Genomic DNA, 8,023 nt, shown 5'->3' with positions numbered 1-8,023 from the left:
TAAACATAGAAAAAACTCCTTATAGATTGTTTTTTATTGATTCGACAAAAAAGGCTGCTGACCCTGCCTTTCAAGGCAGTTTGTCAGCAGCCTCAGCCTGGCTATGCCAGGCTTTTTTATTGTATATATGGATAAAGCTTATTAATTGTATCATTTGAAACTGAACCTGTACCTCCTAAAATATAAAAATTATTAATATCTAGACTGTACTTTTCAAAGTAACGCAGTGTTTCAATAGGAGTGGAAGTTGGAGTTGCTAGAAGTAGAGGTCCCTTAGATAAGGCTGAAAGAACCCCGCCAGTCAATGCATCAGGAAAATCCATTCCGTTTGCCACTGTAATTGTATTTGGGATTATATTAAATGCATTGGCTGCATTTTCAGCAACTTCAAACCTATTTGATCCACTAATTCTAGATACAGTACCATATGTTTTCAATTGATTCTCGACAGTTGAACTTACAGAACCACCAGATATAACAAAATGATTAATTTGCGGATTATTGGCTAAAAATGTTTTTACTTCTGCTGACAAATTACTAGAATTAGTAGTAAGTAGTGGTATTTGTAATTGACCAGCAATTGATGCAACAGACAAAGCGTCAGGAAAACTTTCACCTGAAGCAATAAAAGCAGTATCAGTATCTTGTGTTATAATTTTTTTAGCAATATTAGTTGCTACCTCATATCTATTGGTTCCAGTTATTCTCTCAATAGAAGTTACTCCTAAAGCTCTTAACTCATCCTCAGTTGAAACTGGTACAGAACCTTCCCCCCCCCAAGATTATAGCTTTGTTTGATTTAAGTCTTTCAATTTCAGTCTTCACTTCACTAGGAATACCATTTGTAGCTGAAGTAAGTAAAATGGGAGCTTTTTCTTTAGCAGCTATAGTCACTCCTGATAATGCGTCAGCAAATGCACTATCATTACTTAAAATTATTGTCTTATCTACTTCTTCTAAACCTCTAAATTCATCAATTTCCTTACTTATATTTGCAGACACAGCATAACGATTAGTACCATCTAACCTTTTATATCCTGGCGCTATAACTTGATGTGATTCAAACACCATATTACCGTTAGAGTTTACTGCTTTAAAATTGATTGTACTTAAACCATACTTTAGATTAACTGTTTTTGTAAAATTCCCTGCTAAACTATAGTTAACCTTATTGACAGAGACACTTGCTTGGGTTCCGTTTGTACTACCTGTTAAATTTATAGTTGAAGTACCCTTACTTAATCTTACTAAGCTACCTGTTGGGTTTGTTACATTTAATGTAGGTAATGAATTATCTGGAGTTCCTAAAAATTGGATACCACTTAATTTAAAACTATATTTACCTGTGTTAGTGTCATCTGAGTTAACCTTGAACAAATATGTACCTGCAGGTAAAATGTGTTGACAGTAAAACACCAGTAATTGTAATAGGCATAATAGATAATAACAATAATTTCTTAGTGTTTTTCTTCAACCAATTTACCTCCTAAAATACTATTTTTTAAAACTCTTATTATAAAATATCATAAAAGATGTTTATTTACCATTACTTTTTTGAAAATAGAGGGGAACTTTATAAAGTATATACCCTATAGAAAAGAGGTGACCCTGCAATTGGTTACCCCTTTTCTTCTAATGAAATCAACTTAGTAAATAGTAAAGCATCACTCAGTATATCCCATCAGTTTCTTCAATCGTTGCATACGTAGTGTCTCTCTGCGTTTGTTCCCACCGCACGCTTGACATCGAACCCCTCTCCTGAAATCAGGCAAGCGAATATAAGAGACTCTTCCACAAGAGCATTGGTACTTAAACGGCTTGAGCATTCCCTCATACTGGCTTATGAGTTTGCAGCCTTCCTTATTCAATTCCAGCTCTACTTGTTCTTGTGTCAATCTTGAATCTTCGATCCAGCACTGTTTGCACCTTTTTCCTGAATCAAACTGATTCCATGATGTTGACCACGCATGACCTCTAGGACAAATCACAGGCACTTTGGTTTGGTTGTTAATGTAGTGGTCAGTTTGAATCGTATAGCCTTCCGCTTCCAGTGCCGTTTTGAACTTCACAAACATTTCCGCGCGATGTTCTTCGCGGGGTTTGTTTTTGCGAGTTGGCTTTTTGGTTTTAGCGGCTTTTTGTATGCCCATTTCATAGCACTGCCGACATCTTTTACCCTGTCGGATGTTGTCCCAAGTGGCTCGCCACTCATGCCCGTGGGGGCATTGCATCTCCAACTTCGTGCGATTGTTGACATACTCCGGCGATTTTACAATATATCCTTCTTGCGCCAATAGCGATTTGATCTCGTCTAACTTCCGTTCACGAAACGCCTGATCATATTTCCCTGTTTTCTTTGGCATGTTGTTTCTCCCCTCGTGCTGTCTTTAAAATACAGGATTTCAGGGGCCTAGTACAGCTTTGCTTCTTGGTATCGTTTGTGAACTACCTATCCTTCATTCGTTTCTACTGGATCGCCAATAATTGTATTGACATCGACCATGTCGCGAATGTTTTCCATAGCGGTTTTCATTAAGTTTTGAATTGGATGCTCAGACATTTAGCGTACTCTTCCTTTCCGCATATGAACTAGTAATCTTTTAATGGCAATGATAGCATGCCCGATCCTAAAACGGATTATGCCATTGACATGCGTATCCCACACCTTCGCATGGAATTCGGGGTCGACTGTGATCTGCGGCTGATGCCGACACTTGACCCTTGAACAGAACCACCCGATGAGGGTCGATTTGATGGCCCACGCCATCCCGGTCAAAATGCCTGCTTCTGCCGCATCCCCCGTACCGATACGCGACTTCCAAACCAGTTTTTCGCAGGTAATTTTGGTCAAAAACCAACGAAGAATTTGGTGAAAACCTGATACATTTCGCACCATCTCTTTGTACGCGCTGTTTAATCTCTTCAAAAGGCGTTTGTTTACCTTCACTTCCGAATTTTGTTGCTCCGCACTCCCATTTCCGATCATCTTGTCCATGCTGGATCGGGTATTTACTTTTACCCCTTGATCCAAGCCTTTCCACTGTATTTGCGGAATGGCAATGCGATACCGAATCAAGCCCCGCCATGCGGTAAGGATGATTTCGCCCCGATCATTTCCTTGTTCGCGTTTATACACCAATTCAACACGGAGTGCGGTAAACCAGATGATGACCAATAATGCAATCAACAAGCCCAAAACAAGCAGCCCAAGAAACAACAACCCCACCACCTGCCATTATTCGGTATTTTTTGCAGGAAAGTGGGGATGTATACACTGCATCGCGCAATTTCCACGGACCCGGCCGCGAAATCCAGATCAAGCGGAACCCGGAAAACGCGGATAACCGCTGATTTCCACATCATTGGAATATTGCCGAATGATTTCTAAGATCTCATCCGCTTCATCGGCTTGAATGATTTTTTGGATGTTTTCTTCCCGTGACAACAAGTTAGACAACTCTGCCAATGCTTTTAAATGGGAATGATTATCGACTGCAGCCAATACGATGATCAAATGCACCTCTTTGCCCCTGTCAAAAGAAACACTCTCTTTCAGGCGCAACAAACTCATCGACAACTGGTTAACCCCTGATCCAGGCCTGGCATGAGTAATCGCCACATGTGGTGTCAACACGACATAGGGGCCCCATTGCTCTATGATTTTAATCATTGCTTGGATATAGTGATCTTCAATATATTTCAACTGGAGTAACGGAAGAGACGCGATCCGCACCGCCTCTTTCCAATGGGATACGAAATCTTTGAGCACGATGGTTTCTCTGGTGATCAATTGATGTAACAAATTAAAAGCTCCTTTCCGCTACATTCTCAAAAAGAATTAAAAAATATTTTGCTGTATATTTTTATTTATCAAAAGAATTATTTTATGTTAATGCAATAAATATCAACTAAATATGTTGCTAAAGTATATATTTACACCATTGATCTCCGTACATCAATTTACTTAAATATTCTATCAATTGGTCGTTTTCCCTGCTTGCTTTTCCAACGATCATTCCTTTCTTTTTTTATCATTTTTTATTCCGCCAATCCATTTCTTTATAAATGAAGATCTATAATATCACTCGCTTTTTATTATAAATCAACCATGTCATTTGCCAATCTTACAAAAAAAGAACAAATCTGTGTTCCCGCCATCCTTCTCATTTAAAACAAAAAAAAGTGCCCGAAGGCACTTTTTTAAACAAACGTTGAGCGTTGCTATTCAACTTTCATGAACTGATTCTAACATAGGTTGCTCTTCTGCTTCCATCTCAGCGTCCGGTTGAATGACGTCGGTGTCCACGCCCAACCGCTCAAACAGGTCTTGCCGCTCTTGCTCCCATTCTTGCCAATCAAAAATGGAATCAGCGGGAGGAAGCTCATCAATATGGTTGAGTCCAAAATAATCCAGGAATTCACGGGAAGTCCCGTACAGAATGGGCCTGCCCGCTCCTTCCGCTCGGCCCACTTCGCGAATCAACCCTTTTCTTTGCAACACCTGAACCACTCGATCACTTTTCACCCCGCGAATCTCTTCAATCTCCGCACGCATGATCGGCTGGCGGTAGGCGATGATGGCCAGCGTTTCCAACGCCGCCCGCGACAATTGTGACCGGTTGGGGGCTTGCGCCAACTTTTCGAAATAAGCGGCGTGTTCGGGCAATGTAGTCATTTGGTAAACTTGTGCCACTTTCATGATTTGCACGCCTCGCTGTTGCTCTTTCCAATCCACTCGCATGTCGTGGATGAGCAATTCCACATCCTTTTTGGACATTCCGGTCACATCCGCGATTTCCTTCAAGCTCAGACCGTCTTCCCCCGCAGCAAAGAGAAGTCCTTCAATGACAGCTTTCATCTCTTGGCTCACGTTTGGCTTCCCCCCACTTCTAACCGCTCAATCAAGATTTCCCCAAACAGCGCATGCTGCCGGCAGATGATTTTTTTCATTTTCATCAATTCTAGTAATGCCAAAAAGGTAGTGATCACCCGTTCTTTCGTCAACGTGTCCCACTTTAACATCTTCGTAAAGAAAAGTTGCCCCTGTTCCAACAGTTCATTATATATTTCATCCATGCGGGCACTGACGGAAATCTCCTCCCGAGCTACTTTGGTCATCGGCTCGGGAGGTTTGCGATTTTTGAGGGCATCGACAAACGCTTGCAACAGATCATCCGGTGTAAGACCTTCGACTGGGTTGGCTTCCTGCGTGTAAGAGGAGAGGTCCATCGCCGGTCGGGAATACACTTTGCTACGCTCTTCTTCCCGTTCGCGCAACACTTCACCCAACCGCTTGTACCGCTTATACTCCAACAAACGCTCCACCAATTCCGTCCGCGGGTCTACCATCCATTCCTCTTCATCGTAAGTGAAATCTTCTTCCAACACTTCTTCTTGCCGCGGCAAGAGCATCCGGCTTTTGATCGCCAGCAACGTGGCCGCCATCACTAAAAACTCACTGGCTACCTCCAATTCAAGCTCTTGCGCTTCATACAAGACCTGCATGTACTGTTCTGTAATCTGCGCGATGGGAACTTGATAAATATCAACTTCCGCTTTTTCAATGAGATGTAGCAACAAATCCAATGGCCCTTCAAATAGGTCCAGCTTGATTTTTACATCATGCGCCATGCCTTTTCCTCTTTCTGTTAGCCGTTGATTTGCCGCATCAGATTGGCCATTTCGATCGCGCTGACCGCCGCTTCCGCTCCTTTGTTCCCCGCTTTGGTTCCGGCCCGCTCTATGGCTTGTTCAATCGTCTCCGTCGTCACTACCCCAAACACGACCGGAAGTTGGTGGCGCTGGCTCACTTGTGCCACGCCTTTGGAGACTTCATTGCACACATAATCATAATGGCTGGTCGCCCCACGGATAACACAGCCCAGCGTGATGATGGCGTCATACCGATGGGTTGCCGCCATTTGGTCAGCGATCAACGGGATTTCAAATGCGCCCGGCACCCAGGCCACGGAAATCTGTTCATCCTCCGCTCCGTGGCGCTTCAATGTGTCGATGGCACCTTCCAACAGTTTAGCAGTGATAAAGTCATTAAAGCGGCTGACAACAATGCCAAATCTTAACCCTTGGGCAACCAACTTTCCTTCATATACGTGTGGCATCTTACCATTCCTCCTCAGCATTCACAAGGGCAACAAGTGTCCCATTTTCTCTTTTTTGGTCATCATGTAATTACGGTTTTCCTTCCGAGGTGGAAATACGATTGGCACCACTTCGGACACTTCCAAGCCGTAACCTTTCAAGCCTGTGATTTTGCGGGGATTGTTGGTCATCAGACGCATACGCCGGACGCCCAAATCGCGCAAGATTTGCGCCCCAATGCCATATTCCCGCAGATCCGGTTGGAATCCAAGCTTCACATTGGCTTCCACGGTGTCCAACCCTTCCTCCTGCAACTTATACGCTTTGAGCTTGTTGATAAGGCCAATGCCGCGTCCTTCTTGGCGCATGTACAGCAGGACGCCTTTGCCTTCTTCGGCGATTCGGTGGAGTGCGGCGTGTAGCTGCGGCCCGCAATCGCACCGATGCGAACCAAACACATCCCCGGTCAAACATTCAGAGTGCACCCGCACCAAGGTCGGTTCCTCCGGGTCAAGCTCTCCCTTGACAAAAGCGACATGCTCCTTGCCATCCACATCGTTGGTGTACCCAACCACCGTGAACTCGCCAAACTCCGTCGGCAAGTGGATCGACACTTCCCGCTTGATCAGCGTCTCTGTGCGACGGCGATATTTGATCAACTCTTGGATGGTGATCATCTTTAGCCCAAACCGCTGGGCGATTTCCGACAACTCGGGCACACGAGCCATGGTGCCGTCTTCGTTGATAACTTCACAAATCACTCCCGCAGGATAGGCGCCGCACAATTTAGCCAAGTCCACCGCCGCTTCCGTGTGCCCCGCCCGTCTCAACACGCCTCCTGGACGAGCGACCAGCGGAAAAATGTGGCCCGGCCTACGAAAATGTTGCGGTTTAGCGGCAGGATCAATCAGTTGGCGGATCGTGTCTGCCCGTTCAAAAGCGGAGATGCCCGTCGTCGTATTGTGTGCATCCACCGAAACCGTAAACGCTGTACCATGCCGGTCGGTGTTGTGCGTAACCATAGGAGGCAAATCCAGCGCTTGCGCCCGCTCTTCCAACAACGGAACGCACACCAAGCCGCGACCATGAGTGATCATGAAATTGACCGTCTCCGGCTTGATCCGATCGGCTAACGCCACAAAATCCCCTTCATTTTCCCTATCTTCGTCATCAACCACGATAATGACCCGGCCTTGTTTCAATTCAACCAGCGCTTCTTCAATCGTGTGAAACATGTTCGCTTCCCCCTTTGTCAACCGAGAAACCCGGCTTCCTTTAGTCTGTCCAACGACAAGCCATCCGGCGCGGCAACAGCAGGTTTGCCTTTCACCCATTTAGCCAGATACTTGCCGATCATGTCGCACTCGATGTTGACCTGATCGCCCGGTTTCCCTTGTTGCAACTGGGTGTGGTGCAATGTGTGCGGGATGATCGAAACGGTGAACGCATTCGCTTCCACATCGACCAACGTCAGGCTGATCCCATTGACCGCAATCGAGCCTTTGGGAATCATGTAATCGGTGAGAGCGGGGTCCACTTGAATGCGAAAGACCACTGCATTGGCCATGGGCGTAATCGATTGAATCACGCCCACCCCGTCAACGTGCCCTTGCACGAAGTGGCCTCCCAATCGGTCTCCTACTGCCAGCGCCCGTTCCAGATTGACCGGGGTTCCAGTCTGCAACTGACTCAGGTTGGTTCGTTTGACAGTTTCCGGCATCACATCAGCGCAGAAAGTGTCCGCGCTCATACGGGTCACTGTCAAACAAACGCCGTTGACGGCGATGCTGTCCCCCAACTCAGTCCCTTGGAGCACGCGGTCGGCCTGAATGGTCAACTCCATCGCCGCCGGTTGCTTCTTCACATGTATCACTCGGCCCACTTCTTCAATGATTCCTGTAAACACAGCCATCCTCCTCCGACA

Annotated in this window: 10 protein-coding genes and 1 pseudogene; all 11 read right to left on the bottom strand. The window is 45.5% G+C overall.

The features are described 5' to 3' along the window. Positions 1-116 precede the first annotated feature (116 nt). Positions 117-704, bottom strand: coding sequence for a cell wall-binding repeat-containing protein (locus QQZ12_RS13295; RefSeq protein ID WP_223248104.1), 588 nt, complete (start codon positions 702-704; stop codon positions 117-119). 40 nt (positions 705-744) lie between these two features. Further along, positions 745-1,377, bottom strand: a complete 633-nt coding sequence (locus QQZ12_RS13290; RefSeq protein WP_102992193.1) for a cell wall-binding repeat-containing protein — start codon at positions 1,375-1,377, stop codon at positions 745-747. 287 nt (positions 1,378-1,664) lie between these two features. After that, complete coding sequence (locus QQZ12_RS13285) at positions 1,665-2,363, bottom strand: hypothetical protein (RefSeq protein WP_284724536.1); 699 nt, start codon at positions 2,361-2,363, stop codon at positions 1,665-1,667. A gap of 89 nt (positions 2,364-2,452) precedes the next feature. Then, positions 2,453-2,560 (bottom strand): annotated as a pseudogene (locus QQZ12_RS13280) (sporulation protein YtfJ); the annotation flags it as partial. Further along, the gene (locus QQZ12_RS13275; protein ID WP_284724535.1) at positions 2,561-3,220 is read right to left on the bottom strand and encodes a DUF2953 domain-containing protein; all 660 of its coding nucleotides are present in this window, start codon (positions 3,218-3,220) and stop codon (positions 2,561-2,563) included. It lies immediately after the preceding pseudogene. A gap of 96 nt (positions 3,221-3,316) precedes the next feature. Next, complete coding sequence (locus QQZ12_RS13270) at positions 3,317-3,802, bottom strand: PTS sugar transporter subunit IIA (RefSeq protein WP_284724534.1); 486 nt, start codon at positions 3,800-3,802, stop codon at positions 3,317-3,319. A 423-nt stretch (positions 3,803-4,225) separates the two neighbouring features. Next, complete coding sequence (gene scpB / locus QQZ12_RS13265) at positions 4,226-4,858, bottom strand: SMC-Scp complex subunit ScpB (protein WP_054095492.1); 633 nt, start codon at positions 4,856-4,858, stop codon at positions 4,226-4,228. An 8-nt stretch (positions 4,859-4,866) separates the two neighbouring features. After that, positions 4,867-5,631, bottom strand: a complete 765-nt coding sequence (locus tag QQZ12_RS13260; protein ID WP_102992191.1) for a segregation and condensation protein A — start codon at positions 5,629-5,631, stop codon at positions 4,867-4,869. 17 nt (positions 5,632-5,648) lie between these two features. Then, complete coding sequence (gene ribH, locus QQZ12_RS13255; protein ID WP_022736240.1) at positions 5,649-6,119, bottom strand: 6,7-dimethyl-8-ribityllumazine synthase; 471 nt, start codon at positions 6,117-6,119, stop codon at positions 5,649-5,651. Between the two features lie 21 nt (positions 6,120-6,140). Further along, positions 6,141-7,334 (bottom strand): bifunctional 3,4-dihydroxy-2-butanone-4-phosphate synthase/GTP cyclohydrolase II, encoded by a 1,194-nt coding sequence (locus tag QQZ12_RS13250; RefSeq protein WP_102992190.1) that lies wholly within the window; start codon positions 7,332-7,334, stop codon positions 6,141-6,143. A 17-nt stretch (positions 7,335-7,351) separates the two neighbouring features. Next, a complete protein-coding gene (ribE, locus tag QQZ12_RS13245; protein WP_054095375.1) occupies positions 7,352-8,005 on the bottom strand; it encodes a riboflavin synthase in 654 nt (217 codons plus the stop codon). Between the last annotated feature and the right edge of the window lie 18 nt (positions 8,006-8,023).

The sequence above is a fragment of the Laceyella tengchongensis genome (assembly GCF_900182735.1).
Classification (GTDB): domain Bacteria; phylum Bacillota; class Bacilli; order Thermoactinomycetales; family Thermoactinomycetaceae; genus Laceyella; species Laceyella tengchongensis.
Note: the sequence above shows the minus strand (reverse complement) of the source record. Positions and strands in the feature narration are given on the sequence as shown.